The following is a 25,704-nucleotide window of genomic DNA, read 5'->3' as shown; positions in this document are numbered from 1 at the left end:
TACTAAAAGAAAGAAACTCTTCGGATTGGAGGCCAATTATGGCAATCAAAGCAATTGTAATGGATATTGATGGTACCTTGTTAACTTCAGAAAAAAAGATTTCACCAAAAACGCGACAAGCATTAGTAGCTGCACAAAAACAAGGCCTCTCACTGATTTTGGCTTCTGGCCGCCCGACTAACGGTATGCGGCCCTTAGCAGATGAATTGGAGATGGCTCATTATAATGGACACTTACTTTCCTATAACGGCGCTTGTGTCACCCATCACGGCAGTCAGCAACAACTATTTAACCAGACAATTTCAAAATCATTGAGTCAACAAATTTTAGAACATTTGAAACAATTTGACGTAATTCCAATGATTAATGATGAAACATTTATGTATGTCAATGATGTTTTTCATAACACCTTACATTTAGAGACTGGTGATTTTAATATTATTGAATATGAATCACGGGGCGGCAACTTTCAATTATGTGAGTGGCATGATTTAGCCGCCAGACTAAACTTTCCCTTGAACAAAATTTTAATTGCTGGTGAACCCGCCTATTTACAAAAATATCATGAGGCCATCTACGCGCCTTTCAAAGAAACCGTCACCGCTGCTTTTTCCGCTCCTTTCTATTTTGAATTTACCGCTAAAAATATTGATAAAGCGCGTTCTTTAGAAAAACTAACCCTACAGTTAGGCATAACTGCTGAAGAAGTAATTGCTTTTGGTGATGGTCACAACGATTATACAATGTTGGAATGGGCCGGCACGGGGATTGCTATGGAAAACGCCGTTGACGAGCTTAAAAGCATCGCAACGGAAGTCACTTTATCCAACGACAATGACGGCATCGCTGTTGCATTAGCCAACTTTCTTTAAGATCGTTGGTTAATGCAAGCGTACGCCGTCATTTTTTATTGCCTATTCAAATGTCGTGATTTTTTCTGGTGCTAAACGAACAGATTCATAGCCAGTTTCCATGCCCTTACCCACAGATAAAATCATTACTGGGACATAGCGCTCTTGATCTAAACCAAATGTTTCGGCTAATTTTTCCGATTCAAAACCACCGATTGGATTTGTTTCATATCCGTGAGCTCGGGCCACTAACATAAATTGCATAGCTGCTAAACTCGCATCAATTTTTACGATGTCATTCATTTGTTCTCTGCTTAAACTTTCATAATGGGGAATAATGGCTGCTAATTGTTGGTCCCGCACTTCCTTAGGCATTTTACCACTAGCATAAGCTTGATTGTAAATTTCCTCTCCTCGTTCATGGCAGTTTAGATCACCAAAAATTAAGAGCATTGCAGAAGATGTTTCATTTTGACGCGTATTAAAGCGAATTAAGGGTTTTAATTTTTCTTTGCCTGCTTCACTTTCCACTACGACAAAACGCCATGGCTGCATGTTAACAGAAGAAGGGGCAGTGGTCGCTTCTTGAATCATTGTTAACATTTCTTCATGAGAAATTTTATGGGTTTCATCGTACACCCGAACCGATTTGCGGCCAAAAACAATCTCTGAAAAATCATTCGTTGTATATGTTGTCATTCTATCATACCTCTTTCGTTGTAATGCTTTGATCTAGTTTTGTCAAAAGTTCTTTTAACTGGCGACAGTCGTCCTTTGTAAATGTACTGGGAATAATTTCTGTTACCGTTTGTTGCTTGGCTGTACATTGCTGTAGTTCTTGTTGTGCTTTTTCTGTTAAATGCACTAGCACTTCCCGATTATTTTCTGGATTTCGCTGTCGTGTCACATACTGTTTCTCTTCTAAAATTTTCAAATGGCGAGTGACCGCACCACTATCGATTTTTAAGTGTTCTTGAATCTCCGTTTGAAGACACGGCTGACGTTCTTTTAAAATCATCAGCAACTCATAACGAGTCAAACTCAAGCCAACTTGCTCTTCAAAAACTTTGGTAATTTTTTGATCTAATACCTTTAACTGACATAATAAATGGCTGACTTCCCGTAATGATAACGACATAGTTTCCTCCTTAAAAAGATGACTCGTCAACAATTGACTAGTCAACTATAACTGTTTCTTTCTAAAAATGCAACCTTTTTTACAAGAAAAATAGAACAACTGACAGAGAGAAACTACAGTATTCCCCATCAACTGTTCTATTTTAATCAACCTATTTTTCGGTAACAGGTTCTGCTGATAACCGCTTAATCCCTAAACCAGTAAACGCACTGACCATTGAGAAGACAGGCGATAATAAGCTAAAGAAAACAAATGGTAAGTAAGTCAACGTTGGTACGCCAAAGGTCCCCGCTACGAAGCTACCTGCAATCCCCCAAGGAATGAGGTAGTTAATAACCGTCCCACCATCCTCCAAGGTTCTGCCTAAAACAGTCGGATCCAAACCTTCTTTTTTGTAAACTTCTTTAAAGGCATTCCCTGGTAAAATAACCGATAGGAATTGTTCACCAATAAAAATATTTACGCCAATTCCTGTTAATAACGTTGATAAAATCAATTTCGGTGTACTGCTCATTTTCTGCGAAACAACTTCCATGACCGCAGAAATCAATCCTAATTCCATTAATAAGCCACCTAGAGACAACGTTAGAATAATAAGTGCCACAGTCGGCATCATACTCATAATCCCGCCACGACTTAATAATTGATCAATTTGTGCGTTCCCCGTTTGAGAAACAAACCCATTTTCCAACGTGTTTCCTAATGCCTGCAACGATACTTTCGGATTTTGAATAATAATCATAATTACTGCCACAATAATGTTCAACAAAATCGTGATAATCGCTGGAATTTTGCGCCAGGCACAGATTAACATTAAGGCTAATGGTAACAATGACCAAATTGAAATGGTAAAGTGGTCTTCCAATACTTGAATAACTTGAACTACTTCTGTCAGACTAGTATTCGCGTACGTTTGTCCTAAAATCATAAACAAGATTAAAGAGACGATAAATGCTGGTACAGTCGACCACATCAAGTTTTTTATATGTTTAAATAAATCCGCTTCAACAATCGCTGCGGCTAAGTTTGTTGATTCTGATAAAGGCGACATTTTATCACCAAAAACTGAACCAGAAACAATCGCCCCCACAACTAAAGCAGGATTTAACCCTAAGGTACTGCCAATACCGAAAAAGGCAATTCCAATTGTTGACATCACTGTAAAAGCACTACCTACTGCACTGCCGACAATCGCACAGACAATAAAAACTGACGGCACAAACCATTTAACACTAATCATTTTAAAACCAAAAACCATAATCGTTGGAATAATTCCTGCTTGAATCCAAACGGCAATCAATGCCCCCACTAAAATGAAAATAAAAATTGGAATAATCCCTGGCTTCAAGCCATCAACAATCCCTTTATGCATTTGATCAAATGGTACTTTACGAAACATTGCGTAGCCTAAAATCAATGCAATCACAAACAAAATAGTAATATTTGGCGATATCTTTAAGCCAATTACTCCTGTTGCAATAGCTGCCACAATAATTAATAACACGATACTTGCTTCTCGAACACTCACGGTCTTCTTTTTCTGTTTTTCTTTCATTTCGTTACTCTCCTCTAATCTTTTTTCTGAATACTCTGACATTAAAGGATCTTATGATAACGAATAACCCCTCCACAACTCATTGAAAACGCCTCCTAAAGCTACATAAAAAGAGAGATTCATCCTTAAAGAATAAGGACGAATCTCTCCGCGGTACCACCTTAATTAGAAGCTTACTTGCTTCTCGCTTATGTATTATGTAATTGTTACTACTTATTAGTGTAATTCACAAATAGACTTGATCGATTCGCAGCAACCATCGACTTTCTGAACAAAACATCTATTTCCTACTGGGCTAATAATTTATGAATCTCAATATACCAAGAAGAAACCGACTTGTCAACGAAAATAGTATAAAAAATTTTTTTCACACGCCAACAAAAATTACTTTTTCTTTTTGTAAAAATAGAAAGAGGTCGGGACAGCAGCGTTTAACTCCGAGAAATAAGAAGGAATTTCCGAAAATTGTTCTTTAATTTTTGGAGAATTTCGGCTTATTTCCGAAGGAGTTGCTTCTGTTCCCGCCGTTTATCAGTTTTTGAGCGTGGAACAAAAATCCAAAGTGATTTTTGTTCCACGCTCCTGTTAATTAATGGGTTGTGCCACCTTGTAGTTGAATATCTTCTTGCGTTTTTACTGCTGCTTCAATCATATAGAACAAAGAATCTGTGATTGCTTCTAATGACATAGAAGCAAACGTTGGTTTATCAATTGTTTGTTCTGGTAGGAACGGAACATGAATAAATCCGCCACGAATAGTTGGATATTTAGTGTTAATTAAGTGTAGTAAGTGATACATAATATCATTACATACAAAGGTTCCTGCTGTATAAGAAATCGCTGCAGGTAATTGATGGTCATGACAATTTTTTACCATCGCTTTAATCGGTAAATTTGTAAAATAGGCTGTTGCTCCATCTTCAACCAACGGCACATCGCTTGGTTGTTGTCCTGCATTATCCGGGATACGCGCTTCCGCTAAATTAATCGCCACTTTTTCAACAGTGACTGTTTGACGGCCGCCTGCTTGTCCAACACAAATCACCATATCTGGTTGATGGGTTTCAATTGCTTCAGCCACTTTTTCACCACTAGTGCCAAAAACAGTTGGCACCTCAACTTTAATAATTTCAGCTCCTGCAATTTCAGCAGGTAATTTTTTGACTGCTTCAAAGGCAGGATTGATTGCTTCTCCTCCAAATGGATCAAAGCCAGTAACGACAACTTTCATTTCGATCATCCTTTCTTATTTGAATAGAATCATATAAACAATTTGGAAAATTAACATGAAAAGTGCAATCGGCAATTGATTTTTAATGACGCCGTACTTATCTTTCATTTCCAACATGGCTACAGGTACGATATTAAAGTTCGCAGCCATCGGTGTTAACAGTGTACCACAAAAACCACATGTTAAGGCAACCATCCCAACTAATGCGGGATCTGCACCTAAAGAAAAGACAAACGGCACACCAATTCCGACTGTCATCACGGTTATTGCTGCAAAGGCATTGCCCATGATAGCCGTAAAAATAACCATTCCCACAGCATAAATAATAATCCCTACATTGACATTTCCTGCTGGTACTACGGCACTAACCCCTTTTGAAATAATCTCACCAACACCAGCGCTAGTAAAAACAGCACCTAAACAAGCTAATAGCATTGGCAACGTACTAAGAGGACCGACTGTTTCTAACATTTCCGCCGCATCATCAAAAAATACTTTCGGCGTATTATTTTTAGAAAAGAACATCATGATGAAAATCGCTACAAAGACACCAACACCGACACCGACTAAAGCTCCTAAAGTAGTCAATGTGGCAAAAAGAATTGCAAAAACCCCGATACTTAGTGCGGGAATAAAAATCTTCATTCCTAATTTTTGAGACATTTTTTCCATGTATTCTTTCGAAGGTAAGCGACTTTCTCCTTTTGTCACTTTTTGAAGAATTGCCGGAATTGTCATCACAAAAATAAGTACGCCACAGGCAACTGGTGGGATAAACCGACCAAAACCGATTAAGATCCCTAAGATTCCCCAGAATAAACTAGTCCCATACGCATGTTGATTGGTTTTATCACGAAAACTACGAAAACTTGTATATAACAAGATAATCCCCATAAAAATATAAAGGACTTCCAATAACTTTGCACTCAAATCAATACTTGGATCTGTGAAAAAACTCATTTCAGTCCCTCCTGTCCATAATATTTTTTACGTAATCTTTTTTCTTTTAAAGTAAAGTAAATACTTGCCGAAATTAAGGCAACTAAGGCGACTGGTACTTCCACTAAAGCCAATTTACCTAATGTCACTTCATAGCCTAAATCTTTTAATGTTGATTGAACAAGTAATGCCCCAGCCCCACCAACAAACAGAACTTGACCAAAGAACCAACAGATATTTTCCATGGCTGAAGCCATCCCTTTTAGTTCTTCTTCATACTCTGGCACCATTGGTAAATTTTTTGATTCAATTGTTCCTAACGCCATTGGCAAAATAATCGGACGCACAAAACCTGCTACCCCACCGAAACTTACGTTAAAAGCGGCGAAGATAATCCGAAAGACACCATAAATGTCAATAATCACACCAGCAGATACCTTTTTGAATCGTTTAATCAACGTAGCCGCTGACTCTTTCAAGCCATTTCTTTCTAACGTTCCTGTTGCTAACATAATAATAATAAAGATAGCCATTCCTCGATTATTCACAAAGGTTGTTCCTAGTGTTTCTAGCATCGATGTCAAACCAAGTCCGCCAGTAAAAGCCGTCACTATTAAAGCAACCATCACAATCAAGATAGCATCAAATTTCAATGCGAAGCCGACAATGACGATCAATACGCCTAATAAAGGTAATAAATCCATCAAATCTCTCCTTCTTAAAATAAAATTTCACTTTCCATTATATGCCAATTTTCGCTCATTTGTAAGACTTTTTTAATTTTTAATGTTATTTTTTCTAAAGACACAGTTTCCAACACTTTTTAGAGCTACCACTCGCACTTTTTTCTTTTTTCCGCTAGAATAAAAGAAACAATAACATTGAGGAGGATTTTTATGTTCCAAACTTTTAGAGAAAATTTTCGGCGCCATACCCTATTGCGCGACGCCGTCTTTATCGTTATCGGAAGTGCCATTGTCTTTAATCCCGGTGCTTTCTTCCAGTTCGTCGGTTATTTAATTGCTGGTTATTTGATGCTTTTAGGGTTAATTAATATTTATGATGACTACAAAATAAAAAAACAAACGGGTAGCTGGGGACTTGGTTTCGTAACAGGTTTAATCTTTGTCGTCTTAGCAGTAGCCTTTTTATTTTTTGCACCGGTGATTGTTTCGATTCTGCCGTTTTTATTAGGGATTAGCATTGTTATAAACGGCCTCGTTCAATTGACTTTTGCTTTAAATACTCGTCAAACAGGCGCGCTTATCTACAGTATTCTGGTTTTAATCGCTGGAGCCGTTTTAGTTTTTAATCCCTTCAAAAGTCTCTTAGTTTTGATGCAAGTCTTTGGATTTATCCTGATTTTCATGGGTGTCATTGAAATTATTGGTCATTTTAGAAATAAAGCTTAACGAAAGGAGCAACTTATGGATAAAGAAAGTACCAAGTGGATCCGCTTTTTAGGTGGGAAAAATTTACTTTACACATTAACTATCCTTTGTCTAATTGCTGTAACTATCTTTTTATTCAACACTGTTTCATTTATCTTTAAACCAATTTTTGTTATTTTTAGTGCCGTCTTAGGCCCGGTACTTTTTGGTATTATTCTATTTTATTTGCTTAATCCAATGGTGAAACGCCTTGAGAAAAAAATTCCCCGTGTTTGGGCGATTGCGATTCTCTATGTCTTAATTATTGCATTACTAGTGTTAGCTGGACTGCAACTTTTCCCAATTATCCAAGACCAAACGGAAGAATTAATCAAACAATTCCCAAGTTTTTGGAAAAGCACGCTCCAAACAGTACAAGAATTTATGGCTAAAACACCTTTTGCAAAAGATTTAGAATCTGCTAATGAGTCGATTAATCAGCTCTGGGGCAAACTTGCAAACTCCTTTAAAGACTTTGCAGGGGATTACCTACAAACAGGCGCACAAGGTCTGGGAAGCGTCTTTTCTGCAGTCTCTTCTACTTTCCTAACCTTGTTTACAGGACCTATCATCGCCTTTTTCCTTTTAAAAGACAAAGAAAAGTTTTATCGCTTTGTAAAAGGCATCATTCCCCCAGCTTTTCGTCCTGATTTTGATGAATATAGCCAAATTGCCAACATTCAAATTGGCGATTATCTAAAAGGTCAAGTCATTGCTTCGTTGGTTTTAGGGATTATGTATTGGCCAGCTTTTCTATTAATTGGTTTACAATTTGGTAGCATTTTAGCTTTAGCTGCGGGTATTTTATGTATTATTCCTTATATCGGGCCATTTATTGCCTTTATTCCAGGATTGATTATTGCCTTTCAGGATTCCACATTTATGGTAGTAAAATTCGTTATCGTCTGGTTTGCCATCCAATTGATTCATGGTGATTTTGTTATTCCTCGTGTGATGGGCGATAAATTAAAAGTCCATCCGATTACTATTTTACTTGTCTTGTTAGTTATGGGTGAACTGTTTGGTTTAATGGGCGTTATCTTCGGGATTCCAATGTATTGCCTAGTTAAAGTGACAGTCATTTATTTATTCCGCAAATTCAAACAACGCTATAACCGCTTTTATGGTGACAACGGCGAGTATGAACACACGAATTTTACTAAAGATCAATATTTAAAATAATACAATGAAAAAACTGGGACATAAGCCGTTTAGACTTATGTCCCAGTTTTTTTACCATACTTCTCTAGCAATTTCTTGAAGTAATTGAACTTTGCGCCATTGTTCTTTCTCCGTCAAACGATTTCCTTCTTCCGTTGAAGCAAAACCGCATTGCGGACTAATACTTAAGTTTTCTAAAGGAACAAACTGTTGGGCTTCTTCAATTCGTGCTTTCACTTGTTCAGTCTCTTCTAATTCAGGAAACTTAGAAGTAACTAAACCTAAAACGACTTTGCTGCCATTATTTTGCCAATGTCTTAATGGTGAAAAGTCCCCTGCACGATCTGAGTCATATTCCAAGAAGAAACCATCATAATTCGTAGCAAATAATTCTTTTGCTATCGGTTCATAACCACCTGAAAATAACCAAGACGAAGCATGGTTCCCACGGCAAATGTGCGTGGTTACAGTTAAATCTTCTGGCTTACCAGCTAAGGCTTCATTAATAATCGTGGTACACACTTGTGCAATTTCTTCTGGCTGTATTCCTTTTGCTCGTAATTCTTCTTGTTTTGTCTGATCCGCTAGAAACGCCCAATTTGTATCATCAAATTGCAAATAACGGCAACCTCTCTCGTAAAAGGCCGCAATTGCATCTTTATATGTTTGTGCTAAATCCTTATAAAAATCACCAATCTCTGGATAAATTGTTTGAATGCGCGAGGTGCCGTCGTTGGATAAAATTTCTTGACGTAAAATCATGGTCGGACTAGGGATCGTTGCTTTGGCTACCGTGCCATCACCAACTTCCACCACCTCTTTTAAAAATGAAAAGTCCTCTAAAAATGGATGTTGCGCAGGAAAAGATATTTTATCCACTACGCGGATATTATAGGCTGGAGCTGCTTTTCCATGAAAGGTTTGGTTATACCCCGTTTCTGGGATATAGCCTGTCACACCATTTAATCCTTCTAAGAAATCAATATGCCAAAAACCGCGACGAAATTCACCATCTGTGATTCCCCGTAAACCGCCAGCTTTTTGTTTTGCTACTAATGCTTTGATTTCCTCATCTTCAATAAGACGTAGCTCTGCTTGAGATAAAGCACCTGCTTGGACCTTTTTCCGTGCTTTCTTAATTGTTTCCGGACGTAAAAAACTTCCCACATGATCAACTGTAAAAGGAATCTGACTACTCATTTGCCTCACTCTTTCCTATTTTTATTTATAAAAAAACGCCCTTTTACTAGCCGTAACTAGTAAAAGGGCGATTATTATCGCGGTACCACCTTTTTTCGGAAAGATGACTCTTTCCCTTCAACTGACAATCATAATCAGCGGTCTTGTTAACGAAAGACATTACGTTTTTGCCTACGTTTCGACAAAAATTCCTCCTAGGCCATTTTTCGATACAGACATCTAACTTTTTTCACCAACCAAAGTCTCTCTACCAACTGTCTTGTATTTACTTTCCTATTCAACGGAAATTATTAGATTATAATTAGAATACCACGTTTAGCAAATTTGTCAACGGAGATGGATGAAATAGTAATGAAAAAAGCAGCTTCTTTTCAGAAGCTGCTTACGTCTATTTTTATCATTGCTGATTAGGCTGAGTGTCCTACGATTGTGCTACCTGAGTAACCAAAACCGACACGCGTAATACCTGGGTTAATTTCCCAATCACGGTGACCGCTTCCTGAAGCTGTTACCATGTTTGTTTCGTTGTACCACGCCATGATTACTGAGTTACCTGGCGCCCACATAATTGCGATAACTTCATCTCCACGAGACCAGTGATCATTTGGAATACCACCTGCTTCAACTTGTGCTGCACGAGCAGTTGCAGAAGCTGCTAAGCCTGCATCCCATACTACTGGACGTAAACCTAATGATTGACGTAGAACGTTCAATGCATTGATTGTTGGATCAGCAGAAGGCGCTGGTGTTGGTTGCTCTGGTTCTGGTGTTGGTGGTGTAACTGTTCCACCACCAGTTTGGCCACCATTATTTCCATTATCACTTGGTGTTGTAGGTTGTACTGGTTGTTCTGATGAAGAAGAGCCAGTATTTTCTGTTGCACTATTATCTGTACTTGGTGTAGTTGTTTCAGTTGTTTGTTGCGTGCTTGATTCAGTTGCTGAGCTTGAGCTTGCTGGTGCTTGCGCTTCTGTTGTTGAAGAAGAGGCAACTGGTGCTTCTGCTTTTACTTCAGCTTTAGCTTGAACTGGTTTTGCAGCAGCTTGTTTAGCTTTTTCAGCTGCAGCTTTTTGTTCAGCAGCTAAGCGTGCTTGCTCTGCTTCAGCAGCTGCTTTTTGTTTTTCTAAGCCAGCTTTAGAACTTTCAGCTGATGATTGTTCTAATGCTAATGAAGCTTTCATTACGTTTAATTCAGATTGTTTAGAAAGTAAATCTTGACGTTTTGTTTCTAATTCAGCTTCTGTTGCTTCAAGTTGTTTCATTTTTTTCTCGTTTTCAGCTTTTTTATCAACAACGGCTTGTTTATCTTCTTTTTGTTGTTGCATTAAGTCGTTGTTGGCACTTACGATTGTTGAAACAGCTTGAACACGGCTGATTGCATCTGCAACTGAGTCCGCATCTAAAACTGCATCTAGCATTGTTGTGCTTTGTCCATTAACTTGAACATCACGTGCTTGATTTTTGATTGCTTCGTTACGTTTTTCAATACGTTGATTCAAGTTTGTAATTTCTTGTTGTAATTGTTCTGATTTTGCTTTTAGTGTTTGCTTTTGTTCACGTAAAGCCATGCTTTCATCAAATACTGAAGATACTTCTGCTTCTAAAGAAGATACTTGTGAAGCTAAATCCCCTTGTTTTGCTTTTAATGATGAAATTTCTTGATTTTTTTCTTCAATTTTTTTATCAACATTGTCCGCCAAAGCGATGCTTGGGGTAGCAATTGCTGATAGCGTTAATGAACATAGTAATACTGATGCAAATAGACGTTTCTTCACTTGTCATTCCTCCGAATTAATTTCTAAAGTTTATTTAAAATATCTTAATCTTTTCTTACGACAAAAACATTCTACCACACCCATATTTCAATTAAGCAATAGAAATGTTACAAAAACATTTCAGATCACTCCTTCTTTCTCCATAATAGGTAAACTTACCTTTTGTAAGGCTTTTACACCTTGTCATGACTGGTTTTCACGTGTTTTCAATTGTTAAACAATTCTTCGATTTTTTTTCATATTTTTTCTTTTTTTATTCAAATTTTGCTTCTTTTTTGTCGATATATGCTTTTTTTCGTAAAATTAATCATTTTTCCTTCTTTTTAGCAAACGTTTTTGTTACAAAATTCGTTATATTTTGGTAATGAACCAAGAAAAAGGCCGCTTCGTTGAGCCGCCTTTTATTATTTCTATGCAATGTTTTTGATCAAACTATTCAACTTATTTTTTATGGACTTATGGGCCTGTCACTAAATTCCAAGTCACCATTGCTTGATAAGCTTGATCTTTTCTACCTTGATTTGCTGGAATTTCTAATTTGATTTGATCAAAAGAAAAATCAAATTGATAAACATCACTTTCGTCAAACTGACCATTGGCAACAATATGGCTAGCTACACCGTTGGCAACTAATTGAATAGCGGTTGTTTTGCCAAGAGCAACTTTAGTTTCCGTTGGTTGATTGTACTGAATAAAACCTGAAACATTGGTTGTTCCTAACAATAACTTTGTCATTGATGATAGTTGATCCACTCTTCCTTCAAAGGGGGATAGTTCTGCAGTTAGTGCCCAATTGGGTTGTGATTTTTTCAAACGTAAATATGGATTTTCCTGACCATTTTCATAATAATCTGCTGCCTGCTTTAAACCATGTTGCTGCGTGTTGCTAGAAATGGCGACTTTGCCAAAATCAAAAGTTGGTGTGCTGATAAAACCTTCCTCATCTGGTGCCACAATTTCTTGATTTTTAGGTTGGATTCTGACAGTATCAGCTGCGTGAACAGCAGAAAAATTTCCATTCATTTCAACAGCCGCTTGTAACACTTGATCTGGTTCACCTGTAGCAATTGTTGTCATCATAATAGTTGCTGTCTGACCAATAGGCACTTCCGTATTTAAAGCAATGCCAACTCGCCAATTTTCATCAGTAATAGGAACAATTTTGTTTGGTTCAGATCCAACACGAATCGTGACTTGGATTGGCCGAGCTAGACCTGGTGACCAACCACTTGCTGGCTTTAAGTTTATTTTTTTTAACGGTACTTCTCCCACATTTGTAAGCATAATCTGCCAAATTTGTATATAACCACTTGGCATGACTTTGACTAGTCCTTCTATTTGCATTTCAGCTTTTGCAGTTATTTCCTTATACACTGCTGTAATAGCGTTCATTTCATTAAAAACAGGGGAGTTTATGGGTCGCTTCGTTTTTTCTAAGCTCTCTTGTTTTGTTTTATCTTGATACCAACCTTGATATAAATAAGTTTTACCGTTAACGCTGTATTGTTGTGGCAGTTTTTTTCCAGCTAAATAGCGAAAGCCATCCGTAGTTATTGGTTGTTGGTGATCCTGAATAAAATCAGATGGTGGTGCAATTTCAACACCATTGACATCCTCAAATGTATAATTTTTTTGAGGTATCTCCTTATAGACAACAGTTAAATCATCATTGTCGTCATAGGTAATATCATAACTGGGCGTTACGCTTTTTTCTAAATTTTCAGGTTTCGTTTTCCCTTTATACCATCCTTGAAATTGATATGTTTTTGAGTCGATTTCATAGCTACTTGGCAAAAGGCCATTCTGTTTAAAGGCGTAAGGGTCACGCTCAATAAGCGTTTGCTTTCCTTGTCTAAACCCCGGTGGTGGAGGGATTGGTTTCCCTTGAGTATCCACAAAATGTTCTGTCACTTTGCGATTGGTAACATGATAATAAACCGGCCCTGAAATTTTAAAGTAATTCAATAGCCCAGATTGATTCGATTAATCAACCTTCACTTGGTTGTACAAAGGAACGATTAGTTTTTGGCTCTCGCTAATGTTAAACGTTACTCCTGTTTTCTGACTATATTGTTGTGCAGATATTTTTTCCAATTCAAATTGCGAAATTGTTGTTGGATACTGGTTTCCTGATGCGTCGGAAATAGTTGGCAGCGGATAATTGGGATCAATTTCCCCTTTCTTATTGTATAAGCTTAAAGAAGTATAATATCTTGGTAAAAAAAATGTTTGATTACTCGCTGCAAGCACCGTTGACATGTCGGAATAGACGGCTACTTTCTCACTTGGAATTACCACTTCTTTTAAATTAGCCACTGTAGATGCTGTCACTGGTTGACTTTCACCTTCCCACACATTTATGCCATCTGGGGAATTGCCTTGCCAACTATGATACTGTAGAAGGATCTCATTGGCGTTTACTGGCTGCCCCTCTTCATTAATAAATCCATAACGATAAGTTAGGTTAGGCGTCTCAATTCTTTCTCTAATCGTTTGACTTGTAACATTAGCCTCATTATCGATTAACTCACTTTTTGACAATGCCAGTGTTTCTTCATCATGTAGTTTATCCTTTGTCTGTGGTTGTTCACTTTCGGCTTTTTCTGCTGTTAATGAATGATTGGTTCCTTCTCTTACTTGTTTTGTACTTGGTAATGTTTCTGCAAAAACAGTTGTCTGTATTAGTATGGGGAATACTAATATATGGCAGATGCCCGTTACTATCAATTCTTTCCATTTACTTCGCTTCATATTGTCCCTTCTTTCTAAAGAACAATCCAACAATTCTTAGTTAACTAAACATTAAGACACTAAACTTAGCAGAATGATCACTTACCATTTTCAGCAACAGTCTTGTCTTGTGGTATCGGTTTCATTTTTCTTTATACTTTGGATCATTCACTTGTTTCAGCGCTATTCGTCCAATACTTCTTTTTACTAACCAGTTATAACTAGTTTAGCAAAAAAGAATAATTTCTGAAATTCCGAATTTTAAACAGATAGGAGCATTTCCTGAAGATTCTATATATATCAAGGAAAATCGACCAAAAATAAACTGAAAATAAACTTTTCAATAGAGAATCATAGCTAAAACAGGATAAATTAATCATATTTTCACCTTCCTAGCTTTACCTTTATCAAAAAAAGCTCAAAATGTTAGTTTTGACAACTAACATTTTGAGCTTTTTGTTTTTTTTCTTAACGAATGATTTCGACTTTTTTGTCTGTCTTGACTGTAACACGGCCGTTTTTAATAACATATAACCGTTCTGGAATATCAATAATCGCATGTTCAACCACTTTTGTGTCTAATAAGACTAAATCTGCTTTATTCCCAACTGCGACACCGTATCCTTCTAGTCCCATCGCACGAGCAGGACTTGTTGTTACCATTGGTAGCACTGTTTTTAAGTCATCCGCTCCACCTAGGTGCCCAACAGGAATGGCTAACATCGCTGTTTGAACAATATCCCCTGTGCCATATGGTGTAAAAGCATTGCGAATATTATTCGTAGCAATACAGACATTCACGCCACCATCGCGTAATTTACGAATTGGCGTAACCGCACGTCGAACATTGTACTGATCACCACGAGCCCCTAAATGTAAATCCGTTGCTGGTAAAGCCATCACGCTAATATTTGCTTCCGCCATTTTTGCAATAATAGGCGCCAATTCTGCTTCAGGTAAGGCATGCAATGCCGTTAAGTGGCCCACTGAAACACGGCCTTGGTAGCCTTCAGCGATGGTTTTTTCACATAAATATTCAATACTCATATCATCAGCTTCATCGGCAAAATCTTGGTGTAAATCTACATCTTTATCATATTTTTTAGCAATTTCAAACACTAAATCAATATGTTCTTTCGCTGGTGCATCATTATAAGGAATACCGCCGACAACGTCTGCGCCCATATCCATTGCTTCATACATCATTTGTTCTGTTCCAGGGGCTTTAAAAATTCCTTCTTGCGGAAACGCAACTACTTGCATGTCAATTAACTCTTTGTATTCTTCTTTCAAACGCATAATTGTTTTGAAGCCAGTAAAACCTTGCGCTGGGTCAAATTCTGCATGCGTTCTTAACGCCGTGGTTCCATGAACGATTAACATTTCTAAAGCACGTTTGGCACGGTCGTAAATGTCTTCTTCGGTAAATGTTGGTTTTAATTCTGCGGTTACTTCAATTGCTTCTTTCAACGTACCTGATTTATTTGGTTTACGATCAGCGATTAATGCCTTGTCCAAATGTAAATGGCTTTCTACAAAACCTGGGATTAAAACACGACCATCTGCTTCGATGACTTCTTTGGCATCGCCATTAATAACTGGGGCGATTTCAATGATTTTACCTTCTTTAATAGCTACATCTTGTAATGCTTCACCGTCTTGAAGACGAACTTGTTTAATTAATAAATCCATGTTTTCCACTCCCTAAATTGTTTTTTATCCAAAGATTAAACCGATAACTAATAATAGTACAGAGGCAATACTTAACCATTTCACGTTTCCTTTAACAACATCCAAAATTGGAATTTGGAAGCCTGAAGATAAAGCTTGCATAGTAATATTAACGAAACTCATTTGACTACCTAAACCAACACCCATTGCTACAAAACCTAATGCTAACGGCGGGAAGTTCAACGATACAGCAACTGGTAGCACTAAAGTTAAAACAGAACCTACGTAGGCCCCAGCTGGAATCCCAATTAAAATCCCTGTTAAAATGGCAACTGGCACGACAATAAAGGCTGGTGCATTTTCAGCAACACCTGCGATTACAGCAAACGTTCCTGTTTGTGCAATAACATTAATAAAGGCTAAGAAAATCCCTACTTGGAATAAACGAGTCAAAATATATGTAGACCCATCTACCATCGCTTCGACAGATTTGTTCATTGAGAAATCTGTACATAAGAAAATTAAAACTAATGTTAAAATCATGTATACAAGTGGCGTAAAGAAGGCAAAACCAATTAAATCATTCACAATTGGTCCAAAAATTACAGCAAACAATAAGAAAATGGCTGGCAAGGTAATTTTAAATAATTCACCATTGCTCTTTTTATCAAATTCATCATCTGCCGACTCTTTAAAGCCAACATTTCTATGTTTCGTTCCCCAAAAGGCTAAAACAATCGCTAATGCTACGAAGAATAACCAGTAAGGTCGCATGGTTGAAACATATGAACCGACACTGATATCGCCTAATTTTGAAACAATACTTGATTCTAATGAAGCGGGTGATGTTGTAAATGATACCGCAGCAGCTAAAGACATTGCTGCAATTAATTCAGGAACAACGCCAACTGCAGCAAAGGCCAATGGCGCAATAACCATCGCACTTCCGCCACCAATTCCTGACATATATGTGGCTGCGGCTAATAAGATAACAATAAAAGCTGAAACATACTCGACTTTTCCTTTTGTGCCTCGTTTGGCTAAAGTTAATGCAGCTGAATAACTACCTGCTTTAAAGACCGCCATCGCAACAGCTGAATTAATGATGGGAACGGTAATTCCTAACATCATCGGGATAGCTTCCAACATCTGTTTATTCGCTTCTTCTAGTCCAATGCCACCAATCAGCATCGCTAAGACGCCACCAATTAAACCAGCGATAATCATATCGACTTTCATAAACAATAGAACCAAAACAACAATCAATGGAATAATCACAACTAATGCCATGATTCCTGTCGGGGCAACTACATCCCCAATCTCATCAGCAAAGGCCGCAACTGGCACAAAAATACTAACTAAGAATGCAAAAATAAGTGCTACTTTTGACGATTTTTTCATTTTACTTTCCTCCAATAGAAAGAAGGCGAGAGCAACGCAGCAGCGAATACTCTCTGCGCTCCTCATTATTTGGCAAAGGCACCTTGCCCGCCATATTTATCGTAATGTACAATCTCACTAACTAAATAATCATAAATACTTTGTGGAATTTCAATGCCTTCTGACATGGCTTTTTGATAGTTTAGCTGACCAATTTCTCCTGGATAGTAAACTTGTTGAAACCCTTCTGCTGTAGGCACACTATGAAGTTCTTCCACCATTTGATTAATATTTTCTTTAAATCGTTCAGAATCTGTAAAGCGGCTTGGGTCAATGATTAAAAACATCTGTCCCAGATTCCGTTTCTCCGTTAAATCCGCATACATGGAGCTGACATGTTTGCCAAAAGGTAAGCCTAACAACGAACCAGCTAAGACATCGACCATCATCATTAGTCCATATCCTTTTGGTCCTGAAATCGGCAATAAACCTCGTACTTCATAAGGATCAGTCGTTGGCTGGCCTTTTTCGTCTACTGCCCATGTGTCGGGAATTTCAACATCTCTTGAACGTGCATCTAAAATTTTCCCCCAAGCCTGTACTGTCGTAGCCATATCAAACACGACTGGTTCATGACCTGCTCTAGGTGCTGCAAAAGCGATTGGATTTGTTCCAAAATAATTGCTTGTACCACCAAACGGTACCACCATTGGATCAGATTGACACATCGAAAGAGCAACCATGCCTTGTTCCGCTGCTTTTTTAACATAATACGATAACGTCCCGCTATGACTCGTTTGAGAAACGCCAACATATGCTAACCCTGATTCTTTGGCTAGGTCAACTGCAGCAGCTAATGCTTCGTTACAAACAAATTGACCCACGCCATTATCGCCATGAAAAATGGCAATGGACGGTCCAGTTTTTTCAAATGATAATTCGGGGTCAATCGTGATCCCGCCTTTTGCAATCCGTTCCGCATAATAATCCATACGAACCGCCCCGTGTGAATGAATACCGCTAGCATCTGCAAAAGTTAAATGTCGAGCAACTTCTTCGGCATGTTCAGAATGTAAACCAGCAGCTTCTAATTTTTGTTTCATCAGCTTTTCTAATTTTTCCGGTGTAACGACAACCATTTCTTCCATTGCGCTTGCTCCTTTATCATTAATCTTAAAAAAGGGAAAGAAAACAAGTGATTTTCTTCTTCGTCCTTGCATTTCCTCCCCTTTTTTCACTACTTATTGCTACTGTTAAAGACAGTATAGTCAATTTCATCCACTGATTTTGCAACTAGAATAGCAGAGTAAACATCTGAATTGACATTTAAAATTGTTCGTAACATGCCAACAAACCATTCGACGCCTGCAAAAATTGCAATACTCTCAATGGGTAAACCCATTTGCGGAACAATCACTGCCAGTGAGACTAAGCCCGCACCAGGAACAACTGCGTTTGCTAGTGAGACAAACGTTGCTGTAATTGCTAAGTAAATCATTTTCGTAATATCAAAATCTAGCTGATACATCTGAGCGATAGTCATTACAGTAAAAGCCATATGCATCGCTGAACCGTTACTGTTTAATGACATACCTAACGGCAACACTAAGTTAGTAATTCGCTTACTTAAACCTAATTTTGTTTCTGTTTCTTCCAAAGCTACTGGTAAAGTAATTGCTGAAGAAGTTGTCGCCAAGGCCATCACAGACATATTTTTCATGTTTGTAATTAAACGTAGTGGACTTACTTTACAGTACAATGTGATAACCAAAATCCAGATGCCCAAAAATAAAATAGTGCCTAATCCATAGACCAATAGATACTTCACTAACGGTAAAATAATTTGAAGGCCTAAGTGACTAATTGTTGAAGCAATTAAAGCAAAAATCCCCAGAGGTGCTAGATACATGACGTATCGAATGACTGTAATGATAACTTCATTAAAGTCCACAATTATTTGGAAGAGTTGTGTCTCTGGATGGCTTTGTAAGTATTTATTCAGTGCTAAACCAAAAAATAATGCAAAGACAATAATTTGAATAATCGATCCTTGAGTCAGTGAATCAAAAATATTTTTCGGAACGAAATTTAAAATCGTATCAGTGATTGAGATTTCTTGCGCTTTAATAGAAGCATCTTGGAAGCCAGTCATTTTAACACCGTATCCTGGATTAAAAATGACTGCCATTAGTACGCCCCATAAAGCGGCAGCTAAGGAGGAAATCCCGAAAACAGCGATTGTTCTACCCCCAAGGCTCGTTAATTCTTTTGGATTAATACTGCCAACTGCTTGGACAATTTGCCCTAAGATCAAGATAGGAATAGCCATTTGCATCAGTCGCAAAAAGACATCTCCAACTATTTTCAAGTAATTGCCGCTAGCAGGAATCAAGAGTCCTACGAGGATTCCTACGACAACAGCAATTGCAATTTGGGTGATCATGGACGGTTTTTTCATGGTAAACTACCCCTTTTGACTGATCACAGTTCCTGCTTCTTTATCGATGTTTTCTAAGTTTTCGATAGAAGTAATGATTGCTTTCCGTTTGTCATCACCTTTTACGAAGTCTAAGGCAGCTTCGATTTTTGGTAGCATACTACCAGCAGCAAAGTGACCTTCTTTAATGTATTCTTCTGCTTCGGCTACACTGATTTGTTCTAATGCTTTTTGATCTGGTTGATTGTAATTAATGTAGATGTTATCAACGCCTGTCAAAATAATCAAACGGTCTGCATCAACGTTTTCAGCTAAAACACGTGCAGAGAAATCTTTGTCGTTAACCGCTTCCACACCTACGTATTGTCCGTCTTCTGCTACGACCGGAATGCCCCCGCCACCAGAACAGATAGTTAAAACGTCCGCCTCTACTAAAGCACGAACCGCCTCTTTTTCAACAATTTCTTTAGGCATTGGTGATGGAACAACTTTTCGGTAGCCACGGCCAGCATCTTCCACATACGTAGAGCCATCTTTGGCTGCTTCTGCGTCAGCCTCTTCTTTTGTATAGAATGGACCAATTGGTTTGGATGGTTTTTTAAACGAAGGATCTTCTTTGTCCACACGTACTTGCGTAACTACAGAGATAACTGGTTTAGCAATGTTACGTTTTTCAAACTCATTAGTTAAAGCATTTTGTAACCAGTAACCGATGCTTCCTTGTGTCATCGCAACACAAGTATCCAATTTCAACGCTGGATTTTTTTCACTTTCGCCTGCTTTTTGTTGTAAAAGCAAATTCCCTACTTGTGGTCCGTTTCCGTGACAGACAATGACTTGTTCCCCTTTAGCAACAAATTCTGCAATATATTTGGCCGCGTGATTAACGACGGCTTTTTGGCCTTCATCTGTTGGATCCGTATCTAAAATAGCATTCCCACCTAGGGCAATTACGTTTAAACTCATTGATTGATTCGCTCCTTTTTAGTAAAGCAAAGACAAAATCTTTTCAGTATCGACGGATAAGAAATAATTTGTTTACGAAATGAAAGATTTTGTCTTGCTCATTTTGATTGTTTCAGTCATTATCGAAGGGATAATTAACCTAATTTCGGTTTACTCTCATCTTTAGCTAAGAAAGCAAAAGCTAGTAAACCAATAACTAATAGTACACAAGAAAGATAGAAGCCAACTTGCATTGAGCCTGCTGTATCTGCTAAATATCCTGTGACATACGGTGCTAGGATTGACCCTGACATCCCGATAAAATTATAGGCACTTAACGTTGTTCCTAAGGCCGCTTTTGGTGCATGTTTGGTAACAAAAGTCACCATAATTGGATCTAACGCTAATTTCCCTGTTAACCCATAAAGAATTAAAACAGAAATTAACAATGTCCGATTTGTTACAAAAGCAATCGCAAAGACAGATAGGATTGCTAAAGGTACTAATGTAAAGACTAATTTTTTCGTCGCACCTGTTTTATCATTCAAACGAGCGAAGATTAAGGCTCCTGGAATAGAGGCCCATGGTACAAGTGATGAAATGAAACCAACGCTCGCTCCTGTAAAGCCACGTTCAGCAATTAAAAATTGTGGCAACCAAGTAATAATGACAAAGTTTGCATAAATACTTGTGAAACATAAAATAAATGCGGCTAATAAATTACGATTTGAGAAAATTTCTTTTAATGAGATCTTTTCTTGCGGTCCTTCTTCAGCAGCTGCTCGTGCAGCTTCTTCACCAGGACGAATCACTTTTTCTTTCAAAATTGTATAGAAAAGAATTCCTACGATAAACGTTGGAATCGCCATGATAAAGAATGGTTTGCTCCAATGTTCACCATTTTCTAAAACCAACTTACTTGAAAGTAGGTACCCACCTGATGTACCGAAGGCCATCCCACTATTGATGATGGCATTACCGATGGTCCGTTTACTTGCTGGAATCGCTTCTGTCGATAGCGCATATTGCGGGCCATAGTAAGCTCCTTGACCAATACCAGCAATTGCACGAATGACTAAAAACATAACAAAGGTTGTCGCTAATCCACTAAAATAAGTAGAAATAGCAAGAACGATAAACCCAACAGCAATGACTAATTTCCGCCCAATTTTATCGCCAATCATCCCAAAAGGAATCTGTGCAACAGCATAGGTTAGAAAGAAGATACTATTGGCTAAACCAAGTTGTGTGTTACTTAGACCAAATTGTTCTCCAATGACCCCCATCACTGGATTAAAAATAGTTCGTGTTGCGTACATTAAAATCCAGCCTACGAAGAAAATGGCTACGACTTTAATCCAGTAACTATTGCTCACTTGCACTGCTTGATTTTTTTTACTATTCTCCATGTCTTCTCCTCACTTCTCATCTAACTCTACAGATTGTAAAGCTAGTAACATTCCAAATGACATATCTTTACCAGAGGAATGTCCGATTTGTATAATTCTGTCAATATTTTCGTCAACTCTATTATCCCGATGGTTCTCCAAATCCAAGAGTAACTGATACAACAATGAATTTACATATCCTTTAGCCGAGCTTGCAATATAGCCTTTACTAACATCTGTTGTGGATAAATTTGCTGCCGAAAGAGTAGCGGCTAACGCCGCAGCTCTTTCATCAGCAAGTATGAACAGAATTGTTTGATACGCCACTAAAATGTCATCACCACTCGGGGTTAACCCTTTGCCCCGACCAATCAGATAATTCGTTACTTCTTGCCATTCCGATAGTGTCCAAACTTTTTGTTTTTGGCTCATTTTTTTGAAAATATGCTTTGCTCGTTCGTCTAAAGGCAGGCCAATTCTACGTTCTAAGTTTCTCGCTAATAAGCGGTCTCGCAACAAGCGTAATTGGTCTTTTTCTAACTTGAAATGAGTAATGTTTAAAGAAACGACCTCGGCAGGTGTGAGTTGGATCGTTTTCACGCCGACTGTACTGTAAAAGGTCAACTGATTTTCTGTGATTTTGACTTTATTACCTTGTTGTACATACGGAAAGATTTCTTGAAACAATTGATCTGGCAAAAACATACCAAAGCTTGATAAATAATTATGGAAGTTTGCAACATTGATTAATTGATCCTGGACTTTCAGATTAAATGAACGTTCAAAAACACTGTGAATGGTTCCCATCTTGCCATATTGGTGGATAGGAAAAATGTAGTCACTAATGACTAGTTGGTTATTCAACCGTAATGCCTAGTTTCTCAGCATACGCTTCTAGGGCTTTTTCAAAACAGCCTAGAGGTGCTCTAACTGTCCCTGCACCAATTTGACCAACACCGGCATTTTTGTGTGCAATCCCTGTATTGATGATTGGTGTAATTCCCAATTCCACCACTTTACGGATATCAATTCCTAAACAAGTTCCTTGGAAATCCCAAGTTGGAATTGAGAATGTTGGGTTGTGTCCTTCACAGATTTTTGCCATTTCATTTGAGGTTGCTAACGCATCTTCAAAGCCACCTGCACCAACAAACCGTGTTACGCCAGGTGCAGCTACCATAGCCATTGCTCCAACGCCTACTGTTTCAGTAATTGCACTATCCCCGACATCAGGATTTCCGTCTTCTTCGCTGAAACCAGTGAAGTAAAGACCTTTTGGTGTATTTACTGGTGCGGTATGCCATTGATCGCCTGTTTCTGCAATCCGGACCCCAAAGTTCACGCCGTTACGAGTCATCGTTGTGACAATCGTTCCGTTGGTATCTTTACGGGCACCATCAACAATTGCTTTTCCAGTTGCCATCATGACATTTAAGAAGAATTGATCTGTGTCAGCTAAGAATTTGATTACTTCGTATTTTTGATCTTCTGGAATATCTGTTTTGATAATTAATGGAGACAATTCTTTTAAGAAGTTCAAAGATGCGGCAATATTTCTTTGGTGGAACTCGTCACCCATTGTAATAGAGCGCGCAATCAATACGTTTAAGTTCAAGCCTTCTTCAGAAAGTTTCAAGGCTTTCGCAATAGTTGGTCCTAAAACATCTTTAATCCAATCTAAACGATCAACCACTTCTTGTGAATAAGCACCAAAACGTAATACTTTACCGATACCTTCATTCAAGATACAGTATGCTTCGTTACCTTCTAAGCGATTTTCTACAACAAAGACTGGCATATTACCAGAAGTAATACCGCCCATTGGTCCAACTGCTTTTACATGGTGACAAGGAATGAAACGTACTTCGCCAGCTTCAAAAATCTTCAAAGCATCTTCTTCGTTGTCTGCCCAACGTTCGAATAATGCTGCACCGATACAAGCACCTTTCATTGGTCCAGTCATTTCAGACCATTGGATTGGTGGTCCAGCATGAAGTAATGTTTTTTGTGCGTCATCATTTAATTCTGGAATCACTGATTTTGCAGGTACCACATCTACTAAGAATGGTTGTGCATTTTTAATTTTGTCTGTTACTTTGTGATTTTCAGCTTCGATTTGTTCACTGTAATCTTCCAAAGCATCCAAAATTTTAATCATTTTTTTATTGCCGTTAGCACGTGGACGCCAGTTAAATTGAACAGTTTCGCCACCGTAATCAACGATTGATTCTGTAAAGCTTTGCAACCCAACGTTAATAATTCTTGGTTTGGTTGTTAATAGTTCCATTACTTTTTCGCCTGGTTTTGGTACATCGACAGTTGGTCCGTTGTAAGCAACCACTTCTTTATCGTCTTCTGAAATTTCGATTCCTTTTAGCAATAAAGCTAATTGAACAGCTTTAGCATTGCTTTCTGCAACTAAAACGCCGCCTTCTTTCAAGCGATCAACCGACGATTGGTAATTTTGCGGATCTTTCGTCGTCCCACAAACAGTTGCAACAAAGTAAAGATCACGTCCGGCTTCTTTGGCTGTGGCACGCGCTTCTTCAATTGCTGGTAACAATGCACCAACCATGTCTTCATGAGCACCGTAGCCTAACACCACATCGAATAAGATAATCCCCGTTTTTTCATCTTGTGCGTATTCACGAATTTTTTCGATACGAACATCTGGGTCAATCATTGGGTGCGGACGACCTTGTGTATACATATCATCGCCTAAGTCAATGACTTCATAACCGTGAGATTTCAAGACATAACCTTCTGCTTTCACTAAACCGCCAAGGTCTAAAGCTTCAGAAATTAACATACCTGCTTCAGAAGCTAATGTACCACCTGAATATAAGCCTTTTACAACTTTATCTTCTGGTAATGTTGGTACAGCTGGTTTTGCTAATGCTTCAAAGTAATTTTTCTTCACGGCCACATCATTTGCTAAATCAACAGCAATTTTAGCTGTTTCTTCTAATGTATGAGCTAGATAAACTTTGCCTTCGTGACTTGTTGGTTTTTCTCCTAAGAAAATCGCAACGACTGGTTTTGAAATGCTTTGTAATAATTCAACCACTTCATCACGAACTTCTTTTGCAGGTGGTTTAGAAATAACTGTAATCACATCGGTTGGTTCGTGATTTTCTAAAGCCACAATAGCATCTTTCACTGTGATAGCGCCTACTTTGTCGCTTAAGTCACGACCACCAGTTCCAATGGCGTGAACAACTCCGCCACCTAAGCGGTCAATAATCGTTGTAACTTCTTGAATCCCTGTTCCTGAAGCACCAACAACGCCAATGTTTCCTGGAGAAACAACATTTGTAAAGGCGATTGGAATACTTGAGATAATACCAGTTCCACAGTCAGGCCCCATCATTAGTAAGCCTTTTTCATGCGCTAATTTTTTCAAACGTACTTCATCTTCAATTGACACATTATCCGTGAAAGAGAACACGTGTAAATCATTTTTTAAGGCACGTTCCATTTCTGGCGCACCATATTCACCAGGAATACTGAATAGCGCTACATTCGCCTCTGGTAAAAGATCAAACGCTTCTGACCAAGAAGTCGCTGCTTGTGCTTCTTCACTAGTTCCCTTTGCTGATAAATCATCTAAGAATTCATCAATCGCTGGCATAACTTCTTCCATGATGTTTTCTTTTTCACTGTCAACCACAATCATCATGTCGTTTGCAGATGCACTATTGGCCTCATCCGTTAACAAGTTTGTGTTGTTAAGGATGTCTTTGTTGGCATCTGTTCCCATCATGATTTGACTCATGGTTACACCATCTAATGCATTGATTTTATTGGTCAATAACATTAAATTGATGGAGTCTTGGTAATTGTTTTTCAAAATTACTGTGTGTAACATTGTTC

Annotated in this window: 20 protein-coding genes, 1 pseudogene and 2 other annotated features; of the genes and pseudogenes, 4 read left to right on the top strand and 17 right to left on the bottom strand. The window is 38.2% G+C overall.

The genetic code is table 11. The features are described from left to right. Positions 1 to 38: 38 nt before the first annotated feature. Entirely contained in the window at positions 39 to 872 is an 834-nt protein-coding gene (locus IGL56_RS01615; protein ID WP_002355273.1) for a Cof-type HAD-IIB family hydrolase, read from the top strand. 42 nt (positions 873 to 914) lie between these two features. Here the strand turns inward: IGL56_RS01615 and IGL56_RS01610 are convergent, their stop codons facing one another. The 6 genes from IGL56_RS01610 to IGL56_RS01585 form a co-directional block, all read right to left on the bottom strand. Further along, positions 915 to 1,550 carry a nitroreductase family protein gene (locus IGL56_RS01610; RefSeq protein ID WP_002355272.1) on the bottom strand — a complete coding sequence of 212 codons (636 nt, stop codon included), beginning with the start codon at positions 1,548 to 1,550 and terminating at the stop codon, positions 915 to 917. Between the two features lie 4 nt (positions 1,551 to 1,554). Further along, entirely contained in the window at positions 1,555 to 1,989 is a 435-nt protein-coding gene (locus tag IGL56_RS01605) for a MarR family winged helix-turn-helix transcriptional regulator (RefSeq protein WP_010815903.1), read from the bottom strand. A gap of 151 nt (positions 1,990 to 2,140) precedes the next feature. Beyond that, positions 2,141 to 3,586, bottom strand: a complete 1,446-nt coding sequence (nhaC, locus tag IGL56_RS01600; RefSeq protein WP_002383673.1) for a Na+/H+ antiporter NhaC — start codon at positions 3,584 to 3,586, stop codon at positions 2,141 to 2,143. Positions 3,587 to 3,675: 89 nt separating this feature from the next. Next, positions 3,676 to 3,851: a binding site (T-box leader), on the bottom strand. A 282-nt stretch (positions 3,852 to 4,133) separates the two neighbouring features. Then, complete coding sequence (gene pcp, locus IGL56_RS01595; RefSeq protein WP_002355269.1) at positions 4,134 to 4,775, bottom strand: pyroglutamyl-peptidase I; 642 nt, start codon at positions 4,773 to 4,775, stop codon at positions 4,134 to 4,136. Positions 4,776 to 4,790: 15 nt separating this feature from the next. Further along, a complete protein-coding gene (locus tag IGL56_RS01590) occupies positions 4,791 to 5,735 on the bottom strand; it encodes a DUF979 domain-containing protein (RefSeq protein ID WP_002355267.1) in 945 nt (314 codons plus the stop codon). Further along, positions 5,732 to 6,418, bottom strand: coding sequence for a DUF969 domain-containing protein (locus IGL56_RS01585; RefSeq protein ID WP_002355265.1), 687 nt, complete (start codon positions 6,416 to 6,418; stop codon positions 5,732 to 5,734). The genes IGL56_RS01590 and IGL56_RS01585 overlap by 4 nt, the downstream gene beginning before the upstream one ends. 192 nt (positions 6,419 to 6,610) lie before the next feature. Between IGL56_RS01585 and IGL56_RS01580 the strand changes: the two genes are divergently transcribed. Together IGL56_RS01580 and IGL56_RS01575 are read left to right on the top strand one after the other, a co-directional pair. Beyond that, positions 6,611 to 7,126, top strand: a complete 516-nt coding sequence (locus tag IGL56_RS01580) for an HdeD family acid-resistance protein (RefSeq protein ID WP_002381189.1) — start codon at positions 6,611 to 6,613, stop codon at positions 7,124 to 7,126. 15 nt (positions 7,127 to 7,141) lie between these two features. Then, positions 7,142 to 8,326 (top strand): AI-2E family transporter, encoded by a 1,185-nt coding sequence (locus IGL56_RS01575; protein WP_002355262.1) that lies wholly within the window; start codon positions 7,142 to 7,144, stop codon positions 8,324 to 8,326. 51 nt (positions 8,327 to 8,377) lie between these two features. On the opposite strand, the gene IGL56_RS01570 is transcribed toward IGL56_RS01575, so the two are convergent. Together IGL56_RS01570 and IGL56_RS01565 are read right to left on the bottom strand one after the other, a co-directional pair. Continuing rightward, positions 8,378 to 9,505: a 5-methyltetrahydropteroyltriglutamate--homocysteine S-methyltransferase gene (locus tag IGL56_RS01570; RefSeq protein ID WP_002355260.1), complete on the bottom strand. Its 1,128-nt coding sequence runs from the start codon at positions 9,503 to 9,505 to the stop codon at positions 8,378 to 8,380. Between the two features lie 60 nt (positions 9,506 to 9,565). After that, positions 9,566 to 9,795: a binding site (T-box leader), on the bottom strand. A gap of 117 nt (positions 9,796 to 9,912) precedes the next feature. Continuing rightward, positions 9,913 to 11,280 (bottom strand): PcsB-like coiled-coil domain-containing protein, encoded by a 1,368-nt coding sequence (locus IGL56_RS01565; protein WP_002355258.1) that lies wholly within the window; start codon positions 11,278 to 11,280, stop codon positions 9,913 to 9,915. Between the two features lie 185 nt (positions 11,281 to 11,465). On the opposite strand from IGL56_RS01565, the gene IGL56_RS01560 reads away from it, so the two are divergent. Next, entirely contained in the window at positions 11,466 to 11,645 is a 180-nt protein-coding gene (locus tag IGL56_RS01560; RefSeq protein WP_002367870.1) for a hypothetical protein, read from the top strand. A 91-nt stretch (positions 11,646 to 11,736) separates the two neighbouring features. Here the strand turns inward: IGL56_RS01560 and IGL56_RS01555 are convergent. The 9 genes and pseudogenes from IGL56_RS01555 to fdrA all read right to left on the bottom strand — a co-directional run bounded on the left by IGL56_RS01555 (position 11,737) and on the right by fdrA (position 25,699). Then, positions 11,737 to 14,031: pseudogene (locus IGL56_RS01555) on the bottom strand (WxL domain-containing protein). A gap of 447 nt (positions 14,032 to 14,478) precedes the next feature. Beyond that, entirely contained in the window at positions 14,479 to 15,702 is a 1,224-nt protein-coding gene (locus IGL56_RS01550; protein ID WP_002391515.1) for an amidohydrolase family protein, read from the bottom strand. 24 nt (positions 15,703 to 15,726) lie between these two features. After that, the gene (locus IGL56_RS01545; RefSeq protein WP_002383665.1) at positions 15,727 to 17,148 is read right to left on the bottom strand and encodes a hypothetical protein; all 1,422 of its coding nucleotides are present in this window, start codon (positions 17,146 to 17,148) and stop codon (positions 15,727 to 15,729) included. Next, positions 17,148 to 18,209 (bottom strand): ureidoglycolate dehydrogenase, encoded by a 1,062-nt coding sequence (allD, locus tag IGL56_RS01540; protein WP_010773907.1) that lies wholly within the window; start codon positions 18,207 to 18,209, stop codon positions 17,148 to 17,150. The genes IGL56_RS01545 and allD overlap by 1 nt, the downstream gene beginning before the upstream one ends. Before the next feature lie 89 nt (positions 18,210 to 18,298). Further along, positions 18,299 to 19,519 (bottom strand): dicarboxylate/amino acid:cation symporter, encoded by a 1,221-nt coding sequence (locus IGL56_RS01535; RefSeq protein WP_002355253.1) that lies wholly within the window; start codon positions 19,517 to 19,519, stop codon positions 18,299 to 18,301. A 6-nt stretch (positions 19,520 to 19,525) separates the two neighbouring features. Continuing rightward, complete coding sequence (arcC, locus tag IGL56_RS01530) at positions 19,526 to 20,464, bottom strand: carbamate kinase (protein ID WP_002355252.1); 939 nt, start codon at positions 20,462 to 20,464, stop codon at positions 19,526 to 19,528. 134 nt (positions 20,465 to 20,598) lie between these two features. Next, positions 20,599 to 21,852 (bottom strand): MFS transporter, encoded by a 1,254-nt coding sequence (locus IGL56_RS01525; protein ID WP_002355251.1) that lies wholly within the window; start codon positions 21,850 to 21,852, stop codon positions 20,599 to 20,601. 9 nt (positions 21,853 to 21,861) lie between these two features. Further along, complete coding sequence (locus IGL56_RS01520) at positions 21,862 to 22,695, bottom strand: DUF2877 domain-containing protein (protein WP_002355250.1); 834 nt, start codon at positions 22,693 to 22,695, stop codon at positions 21,862 to 21,864. Next, positions 22,688 to 25,699, bottom strand: coding sequence for a DUF1116 domain-containing protein (gene fdrA / locus IGL56_RS01515; RefSeq protein WP_002355249.1), 3,012 nt, complete (start codon positions 25,697 to 25,699; stop codon positions 22,688 to 22,690). Before fdrA ends, IGL56_RS01520 begins: the two co-directional genes overlap by 8 nt. Between the last annotated feature and the right edge of the window lie 5 nt (positions 25,700 to 25,704).

The sequence above is a fragment of the Enterococcus sp. DIV1316a genome, assembly GCF_050536915.1.
GTDB classification, from domain to species: domain Bacteria; phylum Bacillota; class Bacilli; order Lactobacillales; family Enterococcaceae; genus Enterococcus; species Enterococcus faecalis.
This window is presented reverse-complemented; position numbering and strand designations above follow the sequence as displayed.